The organism is Polaribacter sp., from assembly GCF_036480315.1.
Lineage (GTDB): Bacteria > Bacteroidota > Bacteroidia > Flavobacteriales > Flavobacteriaceae > Polaribacter.
Map to the genome: position 1 here is coordinate 26,995 of NZ_JAZGGG010000063.1, position 25,951 is coordinate 52,945.

Here is a 25,951-nt window from a genome sequence, read left to right on the forward strand (position 1 = left end):
ATAATTTAAATGGCTCTTTTTAGAGTCATTTTTTATTCAATCAACTTTATAATATATCTTTGTCAATAATATTTTAGGTTCATTTTTAAAATTGAATTAAAGAACCAACGAATTATTAATAGAATTTATAAAAATGAGTGTAGTTACCTCCAAAACATTTTTTCCAGCATTTATAAAAACTTTAGGAACCTTATTCCTTTACATCTTTGTTGGTCTTTTGTTAGATAGTGTCTTTATTTCTGAAAATTATCAAGATTCTCAATGGCTTGCAAATCTCGTAATGGTTATTATTTTTTCAATTACTTTATTTAAAGTAAATAGAAGAATTAGAGAACAAATGATTTATGCTGTATTAATTGCTACTGTTGGTGAATATGCTTTTTCTTTAGGAATGGGGATGTATACGTATAGACTAGAAAATATACCACACTACATACCAATGGGGCACGCTTTAGTTTATGCAGGTGTCTTGTATTTTACAAAAACAACTTACTCTAAAAATAATAAAGTTTTATTAGAAAAAGTATTTACAATTCTAATAATTTTATATGCTGTTGTTTTTTTAATTTTTAAAAATGATGTCTTCGGATTTGTTTTAACAGTAGCCACTTTATTAGTTTTAAGAAAGAAACCAAGAGAACGTATGTTTTATCTAGCCATGTTTATAGCTGTTGGTTATTTAGAAATTATAGGTACAAATTATCAATGTTGGTGGTGGCCAACAACTGCTTGGGATGTTATTCCTTTTTTACCAAGTGCAAATCCACCAAGCGGAATTAGTTTTTTTTATTTTGGTTTAGATTTGGGCTGTTTATATTTTTATAAAAAACGTCATAAAATTGCTTGGGCAAGAATGAAGAGTATCAGAAGGTTAAAAAACTAGAATTTTCTCTGAATTAACTGTAATAAATAAGTAATTTTCTTTTTTTTTTTACTTATTATCATAAATAAGTTGCTTAAAATTAGTGAAATACATAATTTTAATTTTATTTTTGTTTTCTACAAACCTTATTATAACAATATAATGAAAAAAGTTACCCTATTATTAGTATTGAGTCTTACCGTTTTTTCTGCTTATGGCCAGGATAAATTTTGGACTGTAAACTCTGCTGAAAAAAATAATTTTTCAGAAAAAGAGCTATACGTTAGAAAATCTGAACCTGCTACTTATAAAATGTACAGTTTAAAGTTAGATCAAATTCAGAAAGTATTAAGTAAAACGTCTTCAAATACCACTCAAATTTTAGGGTTACCTACAATTAATGGTAAAGTAGAAATGTTTACAGTTAAAGAAGCAAGTGTTATTGCACCAGAACTATCTGCTAAATATTCTATGATAAAATCTTATGTTGGGCAAAGTGTAAATGACCCAAGTATGATTGCTAGATTTAGTATTGGAACAGATGGTTTGCATGCTGTTATTTTCTCTGGAAATAACGAAAGTTTTTATGTAGACCCTTTCACAAAAAACAATCAAAACTATATTGCTTACAACAGAAGTAGTTTAGAAAATAACGATTTAGATTTTCAATGTTTAGTTGATGATGCAAAAATATCAACTACAATAGGTAATACAAATGTTATAGAAAATGCAGATGATGGTAAATTAAGAACATATCGTTTGGCACTTGCTTGTAGTGCAGAATATTCAATTTTTCATTTACAAAACCAAGGTGTAGAAAATTCTATTGCTAATGTTCCTGCTATGCAAGCTGCAGTTTTATCTGCAATGAATACCTCTATGACTAGAATTAATGGTGTTTATGAAAGAGATTTAGGAGTAAGAATGGTTATTGTTGCAGATAACGAAAAAATAATACATTTTCAAGCTGGTTCAGACGGTATTACAGATGGTAATGCAAGCACAATGATTGATGAGGTGCAGACAATTTGTGATAGAGAAATTGGAGATGCAAATTATGATATAGGACATGTTTTTAGTATTGATGGTTCTGGTTTAGCTGGGCTAGGTGTAGTTTGTATAACGGGGCAAAAAGCTAGAGGTGTTACAGGTAGAGCAGCGCCAATAGGTGATCCTTATGATATTGATTTTGTTGCTCATGAAATGGGGCACCAATTTGGAGCAACACACACACAAAATAATTCATGTAATAGAACAAATGCTACAGCTGTAGAACCAGGAAGTGCATCAACAATTATGGGGTATGCTGGTATTTGTGCACCAGATGTACAGAGTAATAGTGACGATCATTTTCATGCGGTAAGTATAACTCAAATGTGGAATACGGTTCAAAGTTCTGCAACATGTGCTGTTTTAACAGATACAAATAATGCCACTCCTACAGCAAATGCAGGTGCAGATTATTCGATACCAAGATTAACACCTTTTGTATTAAAAGGACAAGGTACAGATGCAAACGAAGGCAATATGTTAACTTATAACTGGGAGCAAATTGATGTAGAAATAGCGTCTATGCCGCCAGTTGAAAGTAATAATGCTGGGCCAATGTTTAGATCTAAGCCTTCAACTACATCACCAAATAGATATATGCCAGCTTTAGCAACAATTGTTGGTGGAAGTACTTCTACAACTTGGGAAGTTTTACCAGGAATTAATAGAGACATGAATTTTGCATTAGTAGTTAGAGATAACAATGCTGGTGGAGGAAGTAGTGCAAGAGATGATGTAAAAATATCAATGGTTTTTGGAAGCACTTTTGCAGTTACATCACAAAATACTGCTACAACTTGGGACAAAGAAACAACACAGACAGTTACTTGGGAAGTAGCAGGTTCTGACCAAGCACCAGTTAATTGTCAAAAAGTAAATATTAAATTATCTATAGATGGTGGAGTTACTTTTTCGATAGCATTAGCAACAAATATAGATAATAACGGAAGTGCAGATATTACTGTGCCAGATAATGGTACTACGCAAGCAAGAATTATGGTTGAAGCTGCGGATAATATTTTTTATAATGTAAATGCTATAGACTTTACTATAAATGGAGCAGCAGCTTCTGTTAAAGATTTTTCTTTTGATGGATTTAATTTATATCCAAACCCATCTAATGGGACTTTTAATTTAAATTTTGATGTTATAAATACTGATAAAGTATCGGTTCAATTATTTGATATTAGAGGAAGATTAATCAATCAGAAAGAATTTTTTAACACTAAAGAAAACTTTTCTGAACAAATTAATTTTGATAAAACTACTTCTGGATTGTATTTAGTTAAAATTACAAACGGAAATAAACAAACTACAAGAAAACTAATTATAGAATAATAATTAATTAAGATTTAAAAAACCGATTGTAGCAATACAATCGGTTTTTTTATGAACTAAATTTAAAAGAGTTTCGTTATCTATATTATTCAAACTATTTTTGTAAAATGTCAATAAAAGTTACAACAGTTTCTAAAACATATAAAAATCAAAAAGCTTTAAATGAAGTTTCTTTTTCTGCGGATAAAGGACAAATTATTGGTTTTTTAGGTCCAAACGGTGCAGGAAAATCAACCATGATGAAAATCTTGACTGGTTTTATAAAACCGAATTCAGGTGAGGTTTTTGTTGATGAAATAGATGTTTTACTAAATCCTATTGAAGCGCAAAAAAATATTGGATATTTACCAGAACACAATCCGTTATATACAGATATGTATGTTCGTGAATATTTACAATTTCAAGCTGCTATTTTTAAGGTTGATAAAAGTCAAATAGAAACCTGTATTTCAAAAGTAAGATTGACTGAAGAAGCTCACAAAAAAATAAATCAACTTTCTAAAGGTTATCAGCAAAGAGTTGGTTTGGCTGCAGCTATTTTACATAATCCTAAAGTACTAATTTTAGACGAACCTACAACTGGTTTAGATCCAAATCAATTAGTAGAAATTAGAGAATTAATTAAGGAATTAGGTAAAGAAAAAACAGTCTTGTTTTCTACACACATTATGCAAGAAGTAGAAGCAGTTTGCGATAGAGTTATTATCATAAAAAAAGGTGAAATTTTGGTTGATAAAAAGCTTTCTGAATTGAAAGTAGATAAACAACAAATTATAGAAGTAACTTTCGATTACAAATTAGAAGAACAGTTTATAAAAAGATTACCAAATGTAGTTTCTTATAAAAATAATTATGATAATACTTGGTACATCACTTTTGAAAGTGAAGAAGATATGCGACCAGTAATTTTTGATTTTGCACAAGAAAATGGCCTAAAAATACTTGGACTAAATACGCAGAATAAAAATCTGGAAACGCTGTTTAGAGAGGTTACTGTTTAATTTGTCATTCCTTCGAAGGCAGGAATTCATAATAAGTTTTTAAAAAGCATGAAATTTTTCATCAAGATCAGAATATATAGTTTCAATTTGCTTTTTATGTGAGATTTCTACTATCGTCGAAATGACACTCTTGTGGATTTCTTAATTCCAAAACAAAAAAAATAATTACTTAACCAAATACTCATAAGCTTCCAATAAAGAAGGAAACACTAAAACACTTCCTACTTCTTTTAATGTTACTTCAGAAAATTGTGTTGAAACTCCAATAGGAATCATTCCTGCTAATTTTGCTGCTTTTGTTCCGGTTAAACTATCTTCAAAAACCCAAATATTTTTAAAATCATTTTCTTTAAATCCAAGTGTTTTCTGCCAGTAAAATATAGGCTTCTGGTGCAGGTTTAGGTTTTACATAATCTTGAACACCAAAAACTGTTGTAAAGTTTAATTTTAAATGATGAACACTATTTTTTAAAAACTGTTTTGTTGCATTACTCGCAATTCCGTAAGGTATTTTTTCTTCGGATAAAAAGCGAGTAAACCCTCTAACTCCAGGTAGTAATTTAGGAACTTTAAAATGTACATCTAGATGTTTATCTTTTAGAAAATACAATTCTTCAGTAAGTTCCTCTTTACCAATTACACTACAAAAATATTCAGCAATAATCATTGGAGATTTCCCTGCATGAGATTTAGGAAATGGAACTATTTCTGCATCAAATAATTCTTTAAAAGCAGAAGTCCAAGCAGAATAATGGCTTTCGAAACTATCTACAACAACACCATCAAAATCAAATAAAAATCCTTTTGGTAATTCCATTAGTTACTTGTTTTCTCGTTAAAAATTTCCGTTAAATACGGATTTAAAAATTTATTAGTAGGATCTAGTTCTCTTCTTAAAGCTTTAAAATCTTCCCATTTATCATATACTTTAGACAGTTCTATATCTTTTGCAACAAAACGTTTTGCCCAGTGCGGTTTTCCTCCGTGTTTTAGAAAGATTTTCTCAATACTCTTAAAAGCTTCATAAGTATCTGCCGTTGCGGCATTTCTAGAAACACATCCCGTTGTTACAGTATCTTGTTTATAAGCATAACTTAACCAAGATTTGTCTTTATACACAAAACGGATATCCATAGGAATATGAATAAATGATTTGTTGGACCATTTATTAATTTCAGTTTTTAGTTCCTCAAAAACTGTTGGAAATATATCTAAACCAATAGTCCATTCTGCTAACTCTAAAGTAGAACCTCTAGATTTTGTTACAGTTGCTAGGTATAAAGAACCTTTGTGTTCTTTTGTAGAACTGAAAAAACCTCTATATAAAAGTTTATTGGCAATTGCTGTAAACCAAGGAAAAACGTGTGTGTATTTGTATAATATTTTAGATGCTTTTCTTCGATGTTTCAAAAATTCAGAACCTAAATCTTCTGTAATTTCTTTGTTCGAATCTATTTTATCACCAGTAATAACATAACCTTTGTCAGTATGTGGAAGCCATAAAATTCTTAAAAAAGCGTGTTTTTTTAAACGTTCTTTTATTTTAGGTAACCATTCAGTATCATTTTCGGGGCCTTCTTTTATATGTAATGTGTAAATAGGTTCACATTTAAAAGTAACTTCAGAAAGAACCCCTAAGACGCCTAGAGAAACTCTAACCGCATTTATTAACTCATCTGTTTCTGTAATTTCTTTGATAGAACCTTCAGCCAAAACAATTTTACATTTTATCATGTATTCAGATAATAAATGACCACTTGTTCCGTGAGTTCCTGTAGCTAAAGCTCCACCAATTGTAATTGTGTTGATGTCTGGTAAACAAGGTATACACCAACCTTTTTCTTCTATGGTTTCTAATAAATCTCCTAAAATAATTCCAGATTGAACAGTAATTGTTTTTTCTGAATCATTAAAGGATATTATTTTATTATAACTTCTAATATCAATTAAAGTTGCTGCGCCAGAGGCAATGTCTGCAGAGGATTGCTTGTTTCCAAAAACGCGTATTTTATCTGATTTTTTTACAACTTCTTGTAATTCTTTTTCAGAAATAACTTTATAAAGAGATTTGTAATTGTAGGTTATATTTTCGTTCCAACTAGTCCAAACTCCATTTTTATTTTGTTTCAATTAGTAATGATTTTATATTTCTGAAAAATGTATGTTTTTTCTTTTACGTTTAAGAATTAATTCAACTTATAAGCAATTTGCTGGCTATCTAAAGTTGCTAATAACTCATTAGAAATATGAATTTTTGTATTTCTACTTGGTAAACTCACTTCTAATTTTTCTTTTTCATCCCAAACTGTAAAATTCAAACTTTGTTTACCAGGTTTGTTTTTTAGAATTGTTTCTAAATTTAAAATTGTTTTTGCATTAATTTCTTCTAACGAGATTTGTATGGTCACTTTTTTACAGAGTTCATCCATAATGTCATGTAACAATTTCATTTCTGTAAACTTTAATCTTGGTTCACCCATAACTCCCGTGTTTTTATTCATCCAACCAGCTTGTATCGTAGAACGCACAAATAAGAAAGAATTTGGCACTAAAAAATGTTTCATTCTTAAATAATCTTCACCAAAAATTCTAAATTCGTGGCTATCTCCATAATCTTCCATTGTAAACATTGCCCAACCTTTACCTGCTTTAGAAACTCTGTGTTGTACATCTGTAATAATAGCGGCAAAAGCCAAATTCATATTTACAAATTTTTCTAAATCTGCTTTAAAATACTTTAAAGAAGCATTGCAAAATTTTAACTCATTTTTAAAATCGTCTAAAGGATGCGCAGAAATATAAATACCAATAACTTCTTTTTCTTGTGATAACAATTCCATGGTTCCCCAAGTTTCACATTCAGGAATATCTGGTTCAGGAAATTGAACTGTTGAAGCTTCACCAAACATAGAAACTTGTGCGGAATTTTCATTTTCTTGAAATTTACTTCCAAATTTCATAGCGCGTTCTAAAAAGGTTAGCCCTTTTTCATCTGTAGCAAAATATTGAGCTCTGTGTGTATCTATAAAAGAATCAAAAGCGCCTGCTTTTACCAAGCTGTCAAAAGATTTTTTATTAGCAGCTCGTAAATTCACACGTTTTGCTAAATCAAAAATAGAAGTATAGTTACCGTTTTCTTTTCTTTCATCTATAATTGCTTTTACGGCACCAGTTCCTACACCTTTTACTGCAGCCATTCCAAAACGAACAGCTCCTTCATCATTTACAGAAAATTTTAAAAAAGATTCATTTAAATCTGGACCAAAAACAGGTAACTCCATTCGTTTGCATTCTTCCATAAAGAAGGAAACAGCTTTAATGTCTTTCATATTATTAGAAAGCACAGAAGCCATATATTCTGCAGGATAATGCGCTTTTAAATATGCAGTTTGATAAGCGATCCACGCATAACATGTAGAGTGAGATTTGTTAAAGGCATAACTAGCAAAGGCTTCCCAATCTTTCCAAATTTTCTCTAGTTTCTCTGGATCATGTCCTTTTGCAGCTGCTTGTTCTATAAATTTTGGCTTCATTTTATCAAGAACCGCAATCTGTTTTTTACCCATCGCTTTACGTAAAACGTCGGCTTCACCTTTGGTGAAATCTGCCAATTTTTGAGAAAGTAACATTACTTGCTCTTGGTAAACCGTAATTCCGTAAGTTTCTGCCAAATATTCTTCCATGGCAGGTAAGTCATATTCAATATCTTCTGTTCCGTGTTTTCTATTAATAAAAGATGGAATATATTCCATCGGTCCAGGTCTATACAGAGCATTCATTGCAATTAAATCTGCAAAAACTGTTGGTTTTAATGAACGCATGTGTTTTTGCATTCCTGGAGATTCATATTGAAAAATACCTACAGTTTCTCCTTTTTGGAATAATTCATACGTTTTTTCGTCATCTAAAGGAAAAGTTTCAGGATCTAAATCAACATTATGTTTTGCTTTTACAATTTTAACAGTATCTTTAATTAAGGTCAGTGTTTTTAAACCCAAGAAATCCATTTTTAACAAACCTGCATCTTCTACAACAGAATTATCAAATTGGGTAACATACATATCAGAATCTTTTGCTAAGGCAACTGGTACATAATTGGTAATGTCACCTGGGGTAATAATAACTCCACATGCATGAATTCCTGTATTTCTAACAGAGCCTTCAAGCATAGTTGCTTTGTTAATGGTTTCTGAAACTAAATCATCTCCGTAAGATAAGTTTTTAAGCTCTTCAACTAATTGTTTGTCTTCTGCTCTTAAACCATCTACTTTTCCTTTACTTTTTGCATCGTCACCAAAAATATTTTTCAGTTTAATTAAAGGAATTAGTTTTGCAATTCTATCAGCTTCAAAAAGTGGTAAATCTAGAACTCTGGCGGTATCTCTAATAGAAGATTTTGCAGCCATTGTTCCGTAAGTAATAATTTGTGCAACCTGATTTGCACCATATTTATTAATTACATAATCCATAACTCTACCACGACCTTCATCATCAAAATCAATATCAATATCGGGCATTGATACACGTTCTGGATTTAAGAAACGCTCAAAAAGTAAATCGTATTTAATAGGATCAATATTTGTAATCCAAAGACAGTAGGCAACTACAGAACCAGCGGCAGAACCACGCCCAGGACCAACAGCAACATCCATTTTTCTTGCTTCGCGGATAAAATCTTCCACAATTAAGAAATAACCTGGATATCCTGTTTTTTCAATTACGGATAATTCAAAATCTAAACGTTCTTTAATAGATGCTGTAATTTCTCCATAGCGTTTTTTTGCACCAACAAAAGTTAAGTGTTTTAGAAAATTATTCTCGCCACGTTTTCCTTTGTCTTCTTCATCTGCAACATCTTTAAATTCATCAGGAATATCGAAAGCAGGTAATAAAACGTCTCTTGCTAATGTGAAAATTTCAATTTTATCTACAATTTCTTGAATATTGGTAATTGCTTCAGGAATATCTAAAAAGAGTGTTTTCATTTCATCAGAAGATTTGAAATAATACTCTTGGTTAGGTAAGCCATATCTGTAACCACGACCTTTACCTATTGGTGTTGCTTGTTTTTCACCCTCTTTTACACATAATAAAATATCATGTGCATTTGCATCTTTCTTCTCTAAATAAAAGGTGTTATTTGTAGCAATAACTTTAACATCGTGCTTTTTAGAAAATTTTAATAAAGTTTCATTTACAATTTTTTCATCTTGTTGATTATGTCGCATCAACTCAATATAAAAATCATCTTTAAATTGTTCTTTCCACCAGATTAAAGCATCTTCAGCTTGTTTTTCTCCAAGATTTAGAATTTTACTTGGTACTTCACCATATAAATTCCCTGTTAAAACAATAATATCTTCTTTGTATTTTTCTACAAGTGCTCTGTCAATCCTTGGAACATAGTAAAAACCATCCACAAAAGCTGCCGAAGACATTTTTGCTAAATTGTGATACCCATTTTTATTTTTTGCTAATAAAACAACTTGATAACCATTGTCTTTTTGCGACTTGTTTTTATGATCTTCACAGATATTAAACTCACAACCAACAATCGGTTTCATTTGAGTTTCTGCGTTTTTATTGTGATTTAAAACAGCATTTACAAAATGAAAAGATCCCATCATGTTTGCAGTATCTGTCATTGCAACTGCAGGCATATTGTCCTTTGCAGCAGCTTTAACCATATTACCAAGTTGAATGGTAGATTGTAAAACAGAATATTGTGTATGATTATGTAAATGAGAAAACTGTACGTCTTTTAATTCATCTAAGCCAACAGAAGTAGATTGTGTATCTACGGTGTCTTTTAATTTCTCTAATCGCTGGCGAATTTTTTCGCTTTCTTTTTTAAGATTGATGTGTTTTAAACCAATTACTTGAATCGGCTTCGGATTTGTTTCCGAGAAATTCTTGAAATAATCTGCATCAACATCTAATTGTTCTTTGGTGTATTCTCTTAAACGAATTAACTCTAAAAAACAACGTGTTGTTGCCTCAACATCGGCAGTTGCATTATGGGCATCACCAAAGCCAATAGCAAATAAATGATTGTGTAATTCTGTTAAGGTTGGTAGTTTAAATTTTCCTCCACGACCTCCAGGGATCTGGCACATTAATGCCGTTTTTTCTGTACAAGTATCTAAAACAGGAAGGGAAGTCATTTTGTTTTCAACACCTAATCTATGGAATTCACACCCCATAATGTTAAGGTCGAAATTTAAATTCTGACCAACAATAAATTTTGTTTTACCTAAAACTTCATTAAATAAGACTAAACATTCGTCTAAAGAAATTCCTTTTTCTTCCGCTAATTCAGTAGAAATTCCGTGAATTCTTTCTGCGTCATAAGGAATGTTATAATTATCAGGTTTTATTAGAAAATCGTTGTGTTCTAATACGTTTCCCATTTCATCATGCAATTGCCATGCAATTTGAACACATCTAGGCCAGTTGTCTGTATCTGTAATTGGAGCATTCCAACTTTTAGGTAAACCAGTGGTTTCAGTATCAAAAATTAAGTACATGGAAAATGTTTATTTGTTGATGAGTTTATTTGTTTAAAACGGAGTGTAAATTTACATTTTTTTTCATCGTTTTTAGTAGTAAGTTATTAACGATTGTTGATTACATTCGAGTAAGTGCGTTAGGGATTGAACGGCGTGTTTGAGCTCTTTTTGAGGTGCGAAAAAAAGCGAGTAGTGAAAGCCCGCCCGAACGCCCTAAAAAATATTGATAATTAGGGTTTTAGTTTAAAAAGGTTTTGTATTTTTGCGCCCACTTACTACGAGATGGTAAGGTTATTAATAACCAAGGTCGAGAACCTTAACAAATTAACAAATTATGTCTGTAAAGATTAGATTACAAAGACACGGTAAAAAAGGGAAACCATTCTATTGGATAGTTGCCGCTGATGCTCGTGCAAAAAGAGATGGTAGGTACTTAGAAAAAATAGGTACTTACAATCCTAACGTTAACCCTGCAATTATTGATTTAAATATTGATAAAGCTGTAGAATGGTTACAAAATGGTGCACAACCAACTGATACTGCAAAAAACATTTTATCTTACAAAGGTGCAATGTTAAAGAACCATTTAGTTGGTGGTATTAGAAAAGGTGCTTTAACACAAGAACAAGCAGATGCTAAATTTGCAGCTTGGGTAGAAGCAAAAGCAGTTAAAATTTCTGATAAGGAAGCTGGATTATCTAAAGCTCAATCTGATGCGAAAGCAGCAGCATTAGCAGCAGAAAAAGCAGTTAACGAAGCAAGAATTGAAGCAGCTAAACCAGTTGTTGAAGAAGTTGCAGAAGTAGTTGAAGAAGTTGCAGAAGCGGCTCCAGAAACTATTGATGAAGCTCAAGAAAAAGCAGCAGAATAAATTATAAATTTAGACGAAGATGCGTAAAGAAGATTGTTTTTATTTAGGCAAAATCGTTACAAAATATAGTTTTAAAGGTGAAGTTGTTATCAAATTAGATACCGACGAACCGGAGTTGTACACAGGAATGGAATCAGTTTATGTCGATTTAGGCAATAATCTGGTTCCATTTTTTATTGAAAAAAGTTCACTTCATAAAGGAAATCAATTACGTGTTCAGTTTGAAGATGTGTATTCTGAAGAGGAAGCAGATTCTATTTTAAAATCTGGTATTTATTTACCTTCAACAATGTTGCCTAAATTAACTGGTGATAAATTTTATTATCATGAAGTTATTGGTTTTACAGTTGTTGACGCTAGTTTTGGAGAAGTAGGACAGATTGTTCATATAAACGATAAAGCTGCACAACCACTTTTTGAAATTGACAGAGATGGAACAGAAATATTTATTCCTATGGTTGATGATTTTATTAAGAAAATAGACAGAGAAAACAAAATAGTACAAGTTGAAGCGCCAGAAGGTCTTATAGCTTTGTATATTTAGAAAGGTGTCTGAGTGGTCGAAAGAGCTACCTTGGAAAGGTAGTGTACTGGCAACGGTACCGAGGGTTCGAATCCCTTCCTTTCTGCAAAAAAGTAATTAAAGTTTAAAAGTAAAAAGTTTTAAAAGTTCTGTGTTTAGTTGCATGGGGTTTTTTGTTTAAAAATTATTTCATTTTGTCTAAACCATTCAAATTTAAAGAGTTTACAATCCATCAAGATAAAACTGCGATGAAAGTAGGTACAGATGCTGTTTTGCTAGGTGCTTGGTGTTCTGTGGGTGAATATCCCGATACTATTTTGGATATTGGTTCTGGTACTGGAGTTATTTCTTTAATGATTGCACAGCGTTCGGATGCTATGACAATTGATGCTGTTGAGGTTGATGAAAATGCATATGAACAAACTGTCGCTAATTTTGAAAATTCTGATTGGGGAGATCGTTTGTATTGTTACAATGCTACTTTTCAAGAATTTGCTGATGAAATTTCGGAAGAAGAAGAAACGTATGATTTAATCGTTTCTAATCCGCCTTTTTATACTGATGCGTTTGAATCTAAAGATGAATCTAGAAATAAAGCGCGTTTTACTTCTTCACTATCTTTTGAAGAATTAATTGTGGGGGTTTCTAAAATTCTATCAGAAAACGGAAAATTTGCAGTTGTTATTCCTTTTAAAGAAGAAGCAGGTTTTATCAATCTTGCAAATGAGAAAAATTTGTTTTTAAATGGAGTTTGTAGAGTTCAAGGAGCTGAAACTTCAGAAATTAAAAGAAGTTTGTTGGAGTTTTCATTTAATAAATTTGATATAAAAGAAGAAAGTTTAGTTATTGAAATTGCTCGTCATGAATACACCTTAGATTATATTAATTTGACGAAGGACTTTTATTTGAAAATGTAGGTTTTCTTGTCATTTAGAGACACGAAGCAATCTCTGATTAATAAGTAAAATCGATTTGTGCCTCGGAATTACTAAAGTTTTACCCAATCACATTGTTAGGATTATACCCTAAATATGAAACTTCTTTTTCTTTAAAGATTACGCCGTAATTTTCTAATTCTTTTAAAATTGGTTCATACACTTCTTTGGTAATTGGTAGTTGAACTCCAGGAGTTTTAATTTCTCCTTTTAAAATTTTTAAAGCTGCAATTCCAACAGGTAATCCCACCGTTTTTGCCATTGCTGTGTATGTTTGGTTTTCACCAATAACAATTAAACTACTTTCTATTTGATGTTTTTTTCCTTCAAGTTCATAACCGAAAAGATGCTGCATCACAATCATATCTTTATCGTTTTCTTCTAAAGTCCAAGAATCTTCTAATATTTTTTGAAGCATTTTAGCTGGAGTCGCATTTTTTAAACCTATTTTTTTATTAGGATTAAAAATATCTAACTCTACTAATTTTGCCCACATTACATCATCTTGGTCTATTTTTAAGTAAGAACGTAATTTTAATTCAACAGAATCAGATGGAGAATATGCTAAAAATAAATTAACAAAATCTCTGTAACTCATGTTTTCAGATTCTTCTATTGTATAAGAATCATCTGTCATTCCTAACTGTATAAAGATATTCCAAGCTCTAGAAAAGCCTACTTTTCTAATGGTTCCTCTATACATTGTAGGTATATCATATAATCCGTAAACACTTCTGTATTTAAGTGAATCTCTATTTGCATAGGCTTCAAAATTACCGCTTCCATTAATCTTTAAAAACTCTGTTCTTCTAAATAGTTTATGATACGGAATGTATTTGTAAGTACCTTCTTGAATAAACATTGCTGCACCACCTTGGCCAGCTAAAACTACATTTCTTGGGTTCCAAGTAAATTTATAATTCCATAAGTTGTTGTCACTTTCAGGAGCAACAATTCCACCACAAAAAGATTCAAACAGTAGCATTTTTGCTCCGGAATCTTTAATTCTATCAATTACCTGCATTGCACTCATATGGTCGATGCCAGGATCTAGCCCGATTTCATTCATAAAAACCAAGCCTTTCTTTTTTGCATCAGCATCTATCGCTTTCATTTCATCAGAAATGTAAGAGGCAGTTACCATGTGTTTATCAAAAGAAATACAATCTTTAGCTACTTGTAAATGAAATCTGGCGGGCAACATAGAAATAACAATATCTGCTTTTTTTATGTTTTCTTCACGTTGCTTTTTATCAAAAACATCTATAATAATTGCTGTTGCATTTTTATGATTGTTGATGAGCTTATTCGCATTTTCTGTTGAAATATCTCCAATAGTTAAAAATAGATTTTCTTCATCAGATTTATCTAGTAAATATTTTATCAAAGAAGAACTCGATTTTCCTGCACCAACTATTAGAATATTTTTCATATAATAAAAATGTATTTTTGTATTGAATACGAAGATACATCAATTGTTTAAAATTTAACAAAAACCATTAAAAATGTTTAAAAATTTAATAATCACTTGTTTTTTAGGAATGTTAGCAATTATTTTAGGTGCTTTTGGTGCACATGCTTTAAAAGAAATTTTAACTTCAGAACAAATATTAAGCTTTGAAACCGCTGTTCGTTACCAAATGTATCATGTAATTGTACTGTTATTTATAAATACATATGATGGGTTTTCAATAAAACAGAAAAATATCTTAAGCTATATTTTTTTTTTAGGAATTATATTCTTTTCGGGTTCTATTTACGCGATTCAATTAACCAGAATAACAGCTAAATCTATATGGTTTATCACTCCAATTGGTGGGTTGTTACTTATAATTGGTTGGTTTTTTATGATGGTATATTTCAAAAAGAAAATAACAAAATAATAAGTTATTTGTAAAAAAACATAAAATAATTCTTCTGTAAAAAAATATTGTCTAATTTTGCAGAATAACAAAACACAACAAAAAATATTGATATGGTAGGTACAAATACGAAATCGATTTCGTTAAATAATCTAGGAATCAAAAATGCAACAATTCGTTACCAATTATCTTCAGACGAATTACATGCTGAAACATTAGAAAAAGAACAAGGGGTTGAATCTTCTTTAGGAGCAATTGCTGTTAATACAGGAGAGTTTACAGGAAGGTCTCCAAAAGATCGTTTTATTGTAAAAGATGATATTACAAAAGACCAAGTTTGGTGGAGTGATATTAATCTTCCTTTTGATTCAGCTAAGTTTGATGCACTTTATAATAAAGTAACAGATTATCTTTCAGAAAAAGAGGTTTTTGTAAGAGATTCTTATGCATGTTCAGATGAAAATTACAAATTAAACATAAGAGTTGTAAACGAATATCCTTGGAGTAACATGTTTGCTTACAACATGTTTTTACGTCCTACAGAAGAAGAATTGAAAGATTTTTCTCCAGAATGGACGGTAATTAATGCACCAGGTTTTATGGCGGATCCAGAATTAGATGGAACTCGTCAACATAATTTTGCGATTTTAAACTTTACAAGAAAAATAGCTTTAATTGGTGGAACTGGTTATACAGGTGAAATTAAAAAAGGAATTTTTTCTGCTTTGAATTTTATATTACCGGTATACAAAAATACGTTACCAATGCATTGTTCAGCAAATGTTGGTAAAGATGGTGATACAGCAATTTTCTTTGGATTATCTGGAACAGGAAAAACAACATTATCTACAGATCCTGATAGAAGTTTAATTGGTGATGATGAACATGGTTGGACGGCTGAAAACACGGTTTTTAATTTTGAAGGTGGTTGTTATGCAAAAGTGATTAATTTATCTTCAGAACAAGAACCTGAAATTTTTGGTGCAATTAAAAAAGGAGCAATACTAGAAAATGTTGTGATGGATGATAAAGGAGCAATCGACTTTGCCGATACTTCTATTACCCAAAATACTAGAGTTAGTTATCCTATTTATCATATAGATAATATTAAAGAACCATCTATTGGTGAAAACCCAAAGAACATTTTCTTTTTAACGGCAGATGCTTTTGGTGTTTTGCCTCCAATTTCTAAATTAACTCCTAACCAAGCAGCTTACCATTTTATTTCTGGTTACACAGCAAAAGTAGCAGGTACAGAAGCAGGAATTAAAGAACCAACTCCAAGTTTTTCTGCTTGTTTTGGTGCACCTTTTATGCCTTTACATCCTACAAAATATGCAGAAATGTTGAGTAAGAAAATGAAGGATGCAAATGTTAATGTTTGGCTGATAAATACAGGTTGGTCTGGTGGACAATATGGTGTTGGTAGAAGAATGCCATTAAAATATACTAGAGCAATGATTTCTGCTGTTTTAAATGGAGATTTAGGAAGCTATAGATATGAAGATTATCATATTCATTCTGTTTTTGGAGTTGCACAACCAAGATCATGCCCTGGAGTTCCAACAGAATTGTTAAGTCCAAGAGCAACTTGGAACAATGATGAAGAATATTATAAAACAGCGTTTAAATTATCGAACGCATTTAGAAATAATTTTACGCAATTTGAAGAAGTTGCAAGTGAAGATATTCGTAGAGGTGGTCCTCAACGATACGCACACTAAATATTAATTAGTTATTATATTTTTAGAAAACACCTCAATTTGAGGTGTTTTTTTATTTTTAGAAGTATATTTAGTCGATAAATTACATTTCATGTTTAAAAACCTATTCAAAAACATTGGTCCCGGAACTTTAATCGCAGCTGCATTTATAGGCCCAGGAACCGTAACACTTTGTACGCTTGCAGGTGTAAATTTCGGATTCAATTTATTATGGGCAATGATACTTTCAATAATTGCAACCATTGTTTTACAAGAAATGGCTGCAAGATTGGGTATTATTTCTCAAAAAGGATTGTCTGAAGTGATAAGGGAAGAAATAAAAATTCCATTTTTTAGACATTTTATTACCATTTTAATTTTATCGGCAATTGTGGTTGGAAATGCTTCTTATGAAGCAGGGAATATAAGCGGTGGAATTTTAGGCTTAGAAACCATTTTTGGAAAATCAATTTTGAATATTGGAGATATTTCTATCAATTTAATGAGTTTATTAATTGGTGTTATTGCATTTGTATTACTCTATATTGGAAACTATAAATTTTTAGAAAAAGCGCTGATAACTTTGGTTTTAGTAATGAGTATTTCATTTTTAATAACAGCAATTGTTACCAAACCAGATGTGCTTGAATTACTAAAAGGAATGTTTATTCCGAAGTTTCCAGAAAAAAGTTTACTGACTGTTATCGGACTAATTGGTACAACTGTAGTTCCTTATAATTTGTTTTTACATGCTTCTTTAGTAAAAGAAAGATGGAATAAAAGTGAAGATTTAAAATTAGCTAGAAAAGATACTATTATCTCAATTATTTTAGGGGGTTTGGTTTCAATGGCAATTATTGTTTCTGCTGCTGCTATTCCGTTTGGCGATATTTCTAACGCTGCAGATTTAGCAAAAGGATTGGCGCCTTTATATGGCGATTTTGCCAAGTATTTTTTAGCATTAGGTTTGTTTGCTGCAGGAATAACATCAGCAATTACAGCGCCTTTAGCTGCAGCCTATGTAGCAAAAGGTTGTTTGGGTTGGAATGGTGGATTAAAGTCTAAACAATTTAGATTTGTATGGATTGTTATTTTATTTTTAGGAGTTTTATTTTCATCAATAGGAATAAAACCTATCGAAATTATAAAATTTGCACAAGTTGCAAACGGAATGTTATTACCTGTAATTGCCGGAATTTTATTGTGGATAATGAATAAAAAATCAGTCTTAGGAAGTTTTATCAATTCAAAAACTCAAAACATATTAGGTTTTATAATTTTAGCAATCACAGTATTTTTAGGTGCAAAAGGAATTTTAAAAGTATTTAATTTATTATAGCATGAAGATTGATATTAATTGTGATGTTGGGGAAGGAATATCAAACGAGTATTTATTAATGCCTTATATTTCTTCTTGTAATATTGCTTGTGGAGGTCATTTTGGAAATGCAAAAACGATTGATAAAACGATTCAATTAGCAATTGAAAATAAGGTATTAATTGGTGCACATCCATCTTTTCCAGATACAGCAAATTTTGGGCGTAAAGTGTTAGGTATTTCACATGAAGAGTTGCAAAAAAGTATCGAAAATCAGTTAAATTTATTTGTAGAAAGAATGTCTTTTTTTGATGAAAAAATGCATCATATAAAACCTCACGGAGCACTGTATAATTTAATTGCTGTTGATGAAGAGCATGCGAAAATATTTGTTAAGTCAATAGAAAAGTATTCAAAAGATGTTTTTCTATATGTTCCATATGGTTCTGTAATTGAGGAAATTGCATTAGAAAATAATATCAAAATTAAATATGAAGCTTTTGCAGATAGAAATTACAATGACAATTTAACATTGGTTTCTAGAAGTAAAGAAAATGCTGTAATTACTCAAACGGAAGAGGTTTTTAATCATATTATTTTTATGATTAATAATCAAAAAGTAAAAACAATTTCTGGATTAGAAAAAGTGATAAAGGTAGATACTTTTTGTGTTCATGGAGATACGATGAATTCATTAGAAATTGTTGAAAATTTATCAAAAAAATTAAAGAAAGAAGGAATTAAGATTGGATTTTAAACCTACATATAAGGCTTTTGGAAAGCAGGCTATTTTAATAGAATGGAAAGCTATTATTGATGAAAAAGTTATAAATGACATTTTACTTTTTAAAGAGAAAATTAAATTTCAGAAAGTTGATTTGTATTCAGACTTAATTGTTGGTTATAATTCGGTAACTATAAAATACAAGCAAGAAATTTTTGATTTTTCTAAAGAAATTGAAGAATTAAAATCAATTTATAAAACAAAAAGTAAAATAATTAAAAAAGAAAACTTTATTTGGGAAATTCCTGTTTGTTATGACGTTCAATTTGGAATTGATTTACAAGAAATAGCTGCAAAATCTAAATTATCAATTGAAGAAATAATAGCACTTCATTCTAAAAAATTTTATACAATTTTCTTTATCGGTTTTTTGCCAGGATTTTTATATTTAGGTGGATTAAATGAACAAATATTTTTTGATAGAAAGCCAAACCCTAGATTAAAAGTTGCAAAAGGATCTGTTGCTATTGGAGGGCAACAAACAGGTGTTTACCCAAATGAATCTGCTGGTGGTTGGAACATTATTGGGTTAACTCCAATCGACTTTTTTGATGTAAAAAATGAACAACCTTGTTTTGCCAATGCTGGAGATAAAATAAAATTCAAATCTGTTTCTTTGGATGAGTTTCATCAAATTGAAGAAGAAATAAAACAAAATAAATATAAAATCACAAAAACTTTAATGTATGATTAAAGTTTTAAAAGCAGGTTTTTATACTTCCATACAAAATAGAGGTAGAGTTGGTTTTGCAGAAATAGGTGTTCCTGTTTCTGGAGTTATGGATTCTTATTCTGCTTATATTGCAAATAGCATTTTAAATAATTCTTTAGATATTGCTGTTCTAGAAATTACTTTTGGTGGTTGCGAACTACAATTTCTTACAGATACTTTTATTTGTATTTCAGGCGGCCATTTTTCGCCTAAAATAAATGATAAATCCATTCCATTAAATTCAAGAATAAAAGTACATAAAGATGATGTTTTGACTTTTGGTAAAATCAATTTTGGAGTACGATGTTACTTGTCTGTTTTTGACGGTTTTTTAACTGAAGTAGTTTTAAATAGTAGAAGTTTTTATCAGAGTATTACTACTAATTTTCTAGTTAAGAATAATGATTTTTTACCAATTTCAGCTTCTAGAACTGATTTGAAAACAACTAATACTTCAATTAAAACTAACAAAAAACATTTCAACTCTCAAGAATTAACTTGTTATAAAGGTCCAGAATTTGAGTTGTTGAATGATGTTCAACAGATACAATTATTATCGCAAACCTTTACAATCTCTAAAAATAATAACCGAATGGGTTATCGTCTAAATGAAGTAATAGAAAATAGGTTGACTTCTATTTTAACAAGTGCAGTTCTACCAGGAACCGTACAACTAACACCATCAGGAAAGTTAATTGTATTGATGAGAGATTGCCAAGTAACTGGTGGTTATCCAAGAGTATTGCAGTTATCTGAAAACGCTATAAATAAGCTAGCGCAGAAAACTACGAATGATACATCTAAATTTGTTTTAGAAAGTTTCTAAAATAAAAAAGCATCCAAATTTGGATGCTTTTTTATAGTAATTTAAAAGTGATTATTGTTTTGATTCAACTACCATCTCTACTTTTTCAACTATTTTGTTACCTTTTTTTATTATATCAACAGAAACTATTTTTCCAGCTTCTTTAGCTTTCTTTTCTATTTCTTCGATAGAACCTTCAATAGTTTTTGTTTCAACTATTTCTTTTCCATTAACAATTTTAGAAGTTGTAATTGTTGCAACTGCCATTTCACTATTGTCAGCTTTTACTTCAACTCTAATTTCTTTTTTGATTTCATTAGTAATATTAGATTCATCAGAAGAATGACCTCCTAAAATAGGCGCAATTACCAATCCAATTAAACAAGTAAGTTTAATTAAAATATTCATAGATGGTCCAGAAGTATCTTTAAATGGATCTCCAACTGTGTCTCCAGTAATTGCTGCTTCGTGTGCTGCAGAACCTTTGTGCGTCATTTCTCCGTTAATCATTACACCAGCTTCAAAAGATTTTTTAGCGTTATCCCAAGCACCACCAGCATTGTTTTGGAAAATTGCCCAAAGAACACCACTTACAGTAACTCCAGCCATATAACCACCAAGCATTTCAGCAATCATTAAATTATCCATTCCAAATAACATTGGAACAAAAGCTATAACTAAAGGAAACCCAATAGTTAATAAACCTGGTAACATCATTTCTTTTAAAGACGCTTCAGTAGAAATAGCTACACATTTATCATATTCTGGTTTCCCAGTACCTTCCATAATTCCTGGAATCTCTTTAAACTGACGTCTAACTTCATAAACCATTTCCATGGCTGCTTTACCTACAGCGTTCATTGCTAAAGCAGAGAATACTACTGGTACCATTCCACCAATAAATAGCATCGCTAAAACAGGTGCTTTAAAAATGTTAATTCCGTCAATTCCTGTAAACGTAACATAAGCAGCAAAAAGTGCTAGTGACGTTAATGCAGCAGAAGCGATCGCAAAACCTTTTCCTGTTGCAGCCGTTGTATTACCAACTGAATCTAAAATATCTGTACGTTCTCTAACTATAGGATCTTGTTCACTCATTTCTGCAATTCCACCTGCATTATCTGCAATAGGTCCAAAAGCATCAATAGCTAATTGCATTGCTGTTGTAGCCATCATTGCTGATGCTGCCATAGCAACACCATAAAACCCTGCAAAAGCATAAGATGACCAGATTGCAGCAGCAAATAAAATTACTGTTGGAAAAGTAGAAATCATACCTGTTGCTAAACCTGCAATAATATTAGTTCCTGCTCCTGTAGCGGATTTTTGTACGATATTTAAAATTGGTTTTTTGCCTAAACCAGTATAGTATTCTGTTACTGAAGAAATTACAGCTCCAACAACCAAACCAACTAATGTTGCATAAAAGACTCTTAATGCTGAAATATCTTTTAATACATTACCATCAGATTCAAAGAAATTCATTTTCATTGTTTCTGGTAACATCCAAGTACATAAAAAATAACAAGATATTGCTACTAATATTATTGAAAACCAGTTTCCTTTATTAAGCGCTCCCATTACTTGAGATTCTTTTGCATCGTTATTCTTAATGCTTACTAGCATTGTACCAAGCATAGAGATAATTATACCTATACCTGCAATAGACATTGGTAATAATATTGGTCCAATTTTACCAAAACCTGCAAATATGTCAATATTGTTTACATCTATAATATAGTTACCTAAAACCATTGCTGCTAAAACTGTTGCTACATAAGAACCAAATAAATCTGCTCCCATACCTGCAACATCACCTACATTATCACCAACATTATCTGCAATTGTAGCAGGATTTCTTGGATCATCTTCTGGGATACCAGCTTCAACTTTACCAACTAAATCTGCACCAACATCTGCTGCTTTTGTGTAGATACCTCCACCAACACGTGCAAATAAAGCAATAGATTCTGCACCTAAAGAAAAACCTGCAAGGGTTTCTAATATTTTAGTCATGTCAGTTGTGTTTGTCCAACCATTTGGCATAAAAATGTTAAAGAAAATAATAAAGAAGACTGTTAAACCAAGTACTGCAAGACCAGCAACACCTAGTCCCATAACTGTTCCTCCTCCAAAAGAAACTTTTAATGCTTGCGGTAAGCTTGTTTTGGCTGCTTGTGTTGTTCTAACGTTTGTTTTAGTCGCTATTTTCATACCCATATTTCCTGCTAATGCAGAAAAAACAGCTCCAAAAATAAAAGCAACAACAATTAATATACTTGTAGATTCTACAACTTGAGATACGATTGCTAATAAAACACTAGCAATTATTACGAATATAGCTAGTAACTTATATTCTGCTTTTAAGAATGCTAAAGCACCTTCGTAAATGTGACTAGAAATTTCTGCCATCTTACCATCACCTGCATCTTGCTTTAATACCCAAGATTTTTTTATCCACATATAAGCTAAACCGATTAAGGCTGCTACAATTGGCATATAAATCATCATTGATTCCATAGATTATATTTAATTTGATTAATTTTTAAAACGGCTGTAAAAGTAGTTAAATCAACGTGAAATAAAAAACCTCTTAAAAATTAATTTTAAGAGGTTGCTAATTATAAGCTATAAGTTTTGTTAAATCTTGAATTTATCGGTCTTTTTATATTCGCTTTCTTGATATCTCTTAACGGATTCATGATAAATTTTGACAGCTTCTTCTGCGTTGCCCCAATCACCTACATCAACTTTTTTCTTTTCTAAATCTTTATATACTTTAAAAAAATGTTCAATTTCTTTAATTCTATGTGGATTTAAATCAGAAAGATCATTTTTCATATTCCAAATAGGATCAGAAATTGGGACGCAAATAATTTTTTCGTCTGGCCCTTTTTCATCTGCCATATGAAAAACACCAATAGGTTTTACTTCACTAACACACATAGGGAAAGTTGGTTCATGGCCAAGAACTAAAACGTCTAAAGGGTCATCATCTAAAGCTAAAGTTTCTGGAATAAAACCATAATCTCCTGGGTACATCATTGAAGAAAATAACATTCTATCGAATCTAATTTTATTCAAATCAAAATCGTATTCATACTTATTTCTACTTCCTTTAGGAATTTCGATTAAAACATCGAAAGTTATATTTTCTTTTGAACTCATGTCTTTTTTCTATTTAATTTACTGCAAAAGTAATAAATCTATTAATTTCTCCAATATATTTTAAAATGTATTTACGCAATGGTTTTCGAATTTATTTATAAGCTGATATCAAAAAAAAAGCCCTTTTTCCATCAATTGAAAAAAGGGCTTTTAAAATATATTTAGAATGATGTTTTTATAAATACATCACTTCTTTTACAGCTTTTATAACGTCATTAGAATTAGGTAACCATTTTTCAAATAATACTGGCGAATATGGTGCAGGAGTATCTGCTGTAGTAATTCTTTTAATTGGTGCATCTAAATGATCAAATGCTTCTTCTTGAACTCTATAAGTAATTTCTGAAGCAACACTTGCAAAAGGCCAAGCTTCTTCTAAAATGATTAATCTATTTGTTTTTTTAACTGAAGTTAAAATGGCAGCATGATCCATAGGACGTACTGTTCTTAAATCAATAATTTCAACAGAAATATTTTCTTTTGCTAATTCATCTGCAGCCTTATAAGCTTCTTTAATAATTTTTCCAAAAGAAACAATAGTTACATCCGTTCCTTCTCTTTTAATATCGGCAACTCCAATTGGTATAATGTACTCACCATCAGGGATTTCCATCTTATCACCATACATTTGTTCAGATTCCATAAAAATAACAGGATCATCATCTCTAATTGCAGCTTTTAATAAACCTTTTGCATCATAAGGATTAGAAGGTACAATAACCTTTAAACCTGGTGTATTTGCAAACCAGTTCTCAAATGCTTGCGAGTGTGTTGCTCCTAATTGACCAGCAGAAGCTGTTGGTCCTCTAAAAACAATAGGGCAATTAAGTTGTCCACCAGACATTTGTCTAATTTTTGCAGCATTGTTTATAATTTGGTCAATTCCTACCAATGAGAAGTTAAACGTCATATACTCTACAATAGGTCTATTACCATTCATGGCAGAACCAATTGCAATACCAGCAAAACCAAGTTCAGCAATAGGAGTATCGATTACCCTTTTTTCACCAAACTCATCTAGCATTCCTTTACTAGCCTTATAAGCTCCGTTGTATTCTGCAACTTCTTCACCCATTAAATAAATGCTTTCATCTCTGCGCATTTCTTCACTCATTGCTTCGCAAATAGCTTGTCTGAATTGAACTGTTCTCATTTAGTTTTAAATTATTGTAATTGTTATTTTCTATGGCAAAAGTAAGAAAATAAATATCAAATTTTTTAAAACAAATTTAGAAAGTAATATTTTTATTGAACATTATTTACTCAATCGATTTCGTTTTTAATTAAAAAACTGTTTTTTAGTAAAAAGCTTTTCAAATGAAAAAAGTAATTTTTATAACACTATTCTTTCTCTTAAATATCTAAAGTGTCTATTTCTCAAGAAATATGTTATTAGCAAAGTTTTATAATTAAAATAGAGAGTTCTATAAATGTGCCTTCTGTTCAGGGAAATGCAATCAACAATAGAGTAACATTAACGCATACAGAAAATTATATAACAGAAATCTTTTCTAAATATATAATTTATGGTTTTGAAAAAGCTTTTCCAACAAATACATCAGATGTTTTAAAAAGTTATTATACGTTAAAACGTCATAGTAAAGATTTAATAAATGAACTTTCTGTAAAAGTACCATAAGATGTTTTTTTTATAGAAAACACTTATGAAGGTTTTGCAATGAGTCAGGATATTACTTACTATTTTAATAGCGAAGTTTTTTATAGTATGAAAAGGTATGTTTCCATATCTGATGCTTCTGAATGTACATACAACTGTCCTTTAAACCCTGTTCCTAATGATTTTAAGATTGAAGTTAAGATTCATTACGATTCTTCAGATGAGATGTTGGTTATGGAAAATGTTGAAGAAATTTCTTGTGGAATTCATTTAATCTTAAGTTTAAACAAGTTATTAATAATTCTGAAGATAAATTAGCAATTTGGGAAATCACTTCTGATGATCTTTGTTTCAATCCTAATCTTGACACTAACTGTGAAATTGAAAGTTTTTTTTAGATACAATCTTAAGTGACTTCAATCTAACCTTCGATTTAAATGAAGGTTTTTTACAATTAGAACTCAAAATCTTTTTTTTTTTGTAAAAATGCGATAGGTTTTGAAGAAAAAAGTCTTTCTGTAAACGATAAAGAATTAAAGCAACAAATTCTAATTACACCAAACCAGTTCAAGATTTTATTTCACTTAAATTAAATCAACAAAAAAACAATATTTCTAAAGTATCTATTTTTGATTATTCAGGAAAAGAATTGATTTCAATTAATAATTCGTTTCAAAGAATAGATATTTCCTCATTTTCTTCAGGCATCTATTTTCTACAAATAAACACAACAAATAACTTAATTTTGAACAGAAAAATAATCAAAGAACCCGTTGTGCATTTAAATAATACTAATTTTTAAGTTGTTAATATTTCTATCAAAAGTAAACTTATTAATGAATTGAATAATTGTTAATGAGGTTAATTTTGAGAGTATTCTAGTCTTAAAACC

22 protein-coding genes, 1 tRNA gene and 1 pseudogene are annotated in these 25,951 nt (G+C 30.6%); 16 read left to right on the top strand and 8 right to left on the bottom strand.

What is annotated here, in order from left to right:
- Nucleotides 1-133: 133 nt before the first annotated feature.
- The 3 genes from V3V28_RS13240 (at nt 134) to gldA (ending at nt 4,251) form a co-directional block, all read left to right on the top strand.
- A complete protein-coding gene (locus V3V28_RS13240; protein WP_331365489.1) occupies nt 134-883 on the top strand; it encodes a hypothetical protein in 750 nt (249 codons plus the stop codon).
- Between the two features lie 141 nt (nt 884-1,024).
- Nucleotides 1,025-3,250 carry a zinc-dependent metalloprotease gene (locus V3V28_RS13245; protein ID WP_331365490.1) on the top strand — a complete coding sequence of 742 codons (2,226 nt, stop codon included), beginning with the start codon at nt 1,025-1,027 and terminating at the stop codon, nt 3,248-3,250.
- Between the two features lie 107 nt (nt 3,251-3,357).
- Complete coding sequence (gene gldA, locus V3V28_RS13250) at nt 3,358-4,251, top strand: gliding motility-associated ABC transporter ATP-binding subunit GldA (protein WP_331365491.1); 894 nt, start codon at nt 3,358-3,360, stop codon at nt 4,249-4,251.
- A 349-nt stretch (nt 4,252-4,600) separates the two neighbouring features.
- On the opposite strand, the gene V3V28_RS13255 is transcribed toward gldA, so the two are convergent.
- The 3 genes from V3V28_RS13255 to dnaE are packed head-to-tail and all read right to left on the bottom strand — an operon-like array spanning nt 4,601 to nt 10,778.
- Nucleotides 4,601-5,068 (bottom strand): HAD family hydrolase, encoded by a 468-nt coding sequence (locus tag V3V28_RS13255; RefSeq protein WP_331365492.1) that lies wholly within the window; start codon nt 5,066-5,068, stop codon nt 4,601-4,603.
- Complete coding sequence (locus V3V28_RS13260; RefSeq protein WP_331365493.1) at nt 5,068-6,381, bottom strand: D-arabinono-1,4-lactone oxidase; 1,314 nt, start codon at nt 6,379-6,381, stop codon at nt 5,068-5,070. Before V3V28_RS13260 ends, V3V28_RS13255 begins: the two co-directional genes overlap by 1 nt.
- Before the next feature lie 56 nt (nt 6,382-6,437).
- On the bottom strand, nt 6,438-10,778 hold the full coding sequence (gene dnaE, locus V3V28_RS13265) for a DNA polymerase III subunit alpha (protein ID WP_331365494.1): 4,341 nt from the start codon (nt 10,776-10,778) through the stop codon (nt 6,438-6,440).
- 316 nt (nt 10,779-11,094) lie between these two features.
- Between dnaE and V3V28_RS13270 the strand changes: the two genes are divergently transcribed.
- The 4 genes from V3V28_RS13270 (at nt 11,095) to V3V28_RS13285 (ending at nt 13,071) form a co-directional block, all read left to right on the top strand.
- Nucleotides 11,095-11,631 (top strand): 30S ribosomal protein S16, encoded by a 537-nt coding sequence (locus tag V3V28_RS13270; protein ID WP_331365495.1) that lies wholly within the window; start codon nt 11,095-11,097, stop codon nt 11,629-11,631.
- Nucleotides 11,632-11,650: 19 nt separating this feature from the next.
- The gene (gene rimM, locus V3V28_RS13275) at nt 11,651-12,175 is read left to right on the top strand and encodes a ribosome maturation factor RimM (RefSeq protein WP_331365496.1); all 525 of its coding nucleotides are present in this window, start codon (nt 11,651-11,653) and stop codon (nt 12,173-12,175) included.
- A tRNA-Ser gene (locus V3V28_RS13280) sits at nt 12,174-12,260 on the top strand. The genes rimM and V3V28_RS13280 overlap by 2 nt, the downstream gene beginning before the upstream one ends.
- A gap of 88 nt (nt 12,261-12,348) precedes the next feature.
- Nucleotides 12,349-13,071, top strand: a complete 723-nt coding sequence (locus V3V28_RS13285; protein ID WP_331365497.1) for a tRNA1(Val) (adenine(37)-N6)-methyltransferase — start codon at nt 12,349-12,351, stop codon at nt 13,069-13,071.
- Nucleotides 13,072-13,150: 79 nt separating this feature from the next.
- Here the strand turns inward: V3V28_RS13285 and V3V28_RS13290 are convergent, their stop codons facing one another.
- Nucleotides 13,151-14,521, bottom strand: a complete 1,371-nt coding sequence (locus tag V3V28_RS13290; protein ID WP_331365498.1) for a saccharopine dehydrogenase family protein — start codon at nt 14,519-14,521, stop codon at nt 13,151-13,153.
- 73 nt (nt 14,522-14,594) lie between these two features.
- On the opposite strand from V3V28_RS13290, the gene V3V28_RS13295 reads away from it, so the two are divergent.
- From V3V28_RS13295 to V3V28_RS13320, 6 genes are all read left to right on the top strand, one after another.
- Nucleotides 14,595-14,972: a DUF423 domain-containing protein gene (locus V3V28_RS13295; RefSeq protein WP_331365499.1), complete on the top strand. Its 378-nt coding sequence runs from the start codon at nt 14,595-14,597 to the stop codon at nt 14,970-14,972.
- A gap of 92 nt (nt 14,973-15,064) precedes the next feature.
- Nucleotides 15,065-16,675, top strand: a complete 1,611-nt coding sequence (pckA, locus tag V3V28_RS13300) for a phosphoenolpyruvate carboxykinase (ATP) (RefSeq protein ID WP_331365500.1) — start codon at nt 15,065-15,067, stop codon at nt 16,673-16,675.
- Nucleotides 16,676-16,766: 91 nt separating this feature from the next.
- Nucleotides 16,767-17,993 carry an Nramp family divalent metal transporter gene (locus tag V3V28_RS13305; protein WP_331365501.1) on the top strand — a complete coding sequence of 409 codons (1,227 nt, stop codon included), beginning with the start codon at nt 16,767-16,769 and terminating at the stop codon, nt 17,991-17,993.
- 1 nt (nt 17,994) lies between these two features.
- Entirely contained in the window at nt 17,995-18,729 is a 735-nt protein-coding gene (pxpA, locus tag V3V28_RS13310) for a 5-oxoprolinase subunit PxpA (RefSeq protein ID WP_331365502.1), read from the top strand.
- Complete coding sequence (gene pxpB, locus V3V28_RS13315; protein WP_331365503.1) at nt 18,719-19,450, top strand: 5-oxoprolinase subunit PxpB; 732 nt, start codon at nt 18,719-18,721, stop codon at nt 19,448-19,450. Before pxpA ends, pxpB begins: the two co-directional genes overlap by 11 nt.
- Nucleotides 19,443-20,294 (top strand): biotin-dependent carboxyltransferase family protein, encoded by an 852-nt coding sequence (locus tag V3V28_RS13320; RefSeq protein ID WP_331365504.1) that lies wholly within the window; start codon nt 19,443-19,445, stop codon nt 20,292-20,294. The genes pxpB and V3V28_RS13320 overlap by 8 nt, the downstream gene beginning before the upstream one ends.
- A 51-nt stretch (nt 20,295-20,345) precedes the next feature.
- Here V3V28_RS13320 and V3V28_RS13325 read toward each other — a convergent pair whose 3' ends face one another.
- The 3 genes from V3V28_RS13325 to V3V28_RS13335 all read right to left on the bottom strand — a co-directional run bounded on the left by V3V28_RS13325 (nt 20,346) and on the right by V3V28_RS13335 (nt 24,594).
- Entirely contained in the window at nt 20,346-22,793 is a 2,448-nt protein-coding gene (locus V3V28_RS13325) for a sodium-translocating pyrophosphatase (protein WP_331365505.1), read from the bottom strand.
- 120 nt (nt 22,794-22,913) lie between these two features.
- Complete coding sequence (locus V3V28_RS13330; protein WP_331365506.1) at nt 22,914-23,441, bottom strand: inorganic diphosphatase; 528 nt, start codon at nt 23,439-23,441, stop codon at nt 22,914-22,916.
- A 175-nt stretch (nt 23,442-23,616) separates the two neighbouring features.
- A complete protein-coding gene (locus V3V28_RS13335; RefSeq protein ID WP_331365507.1) occupies nt 23,617-24,594 on the bottom strand; it encodes a pyruvate dehydrogenase complex E1 component subunit beta in 978 nt (325 codons plus the stop codon).
- Nucleotides 24,595-24,873: 279 nt separating this feature from the next.
- Here V3V28_RS13335 and V3V28_RS13340 point away from each other — a divergent pair, with 279 nt between their 5' ends.
- From V3V28_RS13340 to V3V28_RS14695, 3 genes are all read left to right on the top strand, one after another.
- Nucleotides 24,874-25,080 carry a hypothetical protein gene (locus V3V28_RS13340; RefSeq protein WP_331365508.1) on the top strand — a complete coding sequence of 69 codons (207 nt, stop codon included), beginning with the start codon at nt 24,874-24,876 and terminating at the stop codon, nt 25,078-25,080.
- Between the two features lie 39 nt (nt 25,081-25,119).
- On the top strand, nt 25,120-25,377 hold the full coding sequence (locus tag V3V28_RS13345; protein ID WP_331365509.1) for a hypothetical protein: 258 nt from the start codon (nt 25,120-25,122) through the stop codon (nt 25,375-25,377).
- A 214-nt stretch (nt 25,378-25,591) separates the two neighbouring features.
- Complete coding sequence (locus V3V28_RS14695) at nt 25,592-25,861, top strand: T9SS type A sorting domain-containing protein (RefSeq protein WP_442957531.1); 270 nt, start codon at nt 25,592-25,594, stop codon at nt 25,859-25,861.
- On the opposite strand, the pseudogene V3V28_RS13350 reads toward V3V28_RS14695, so the two are convergent.
- Nucleotides 25,841-25,951: pseudogene (locus V3V28_RS13350) on the bottom strand (IS982 family transposase); the annotation flags it as partial. The gene V3V28_RS14695 and the pseudogene V3V28_RS13350 overlap by 21 nt on opposite strands.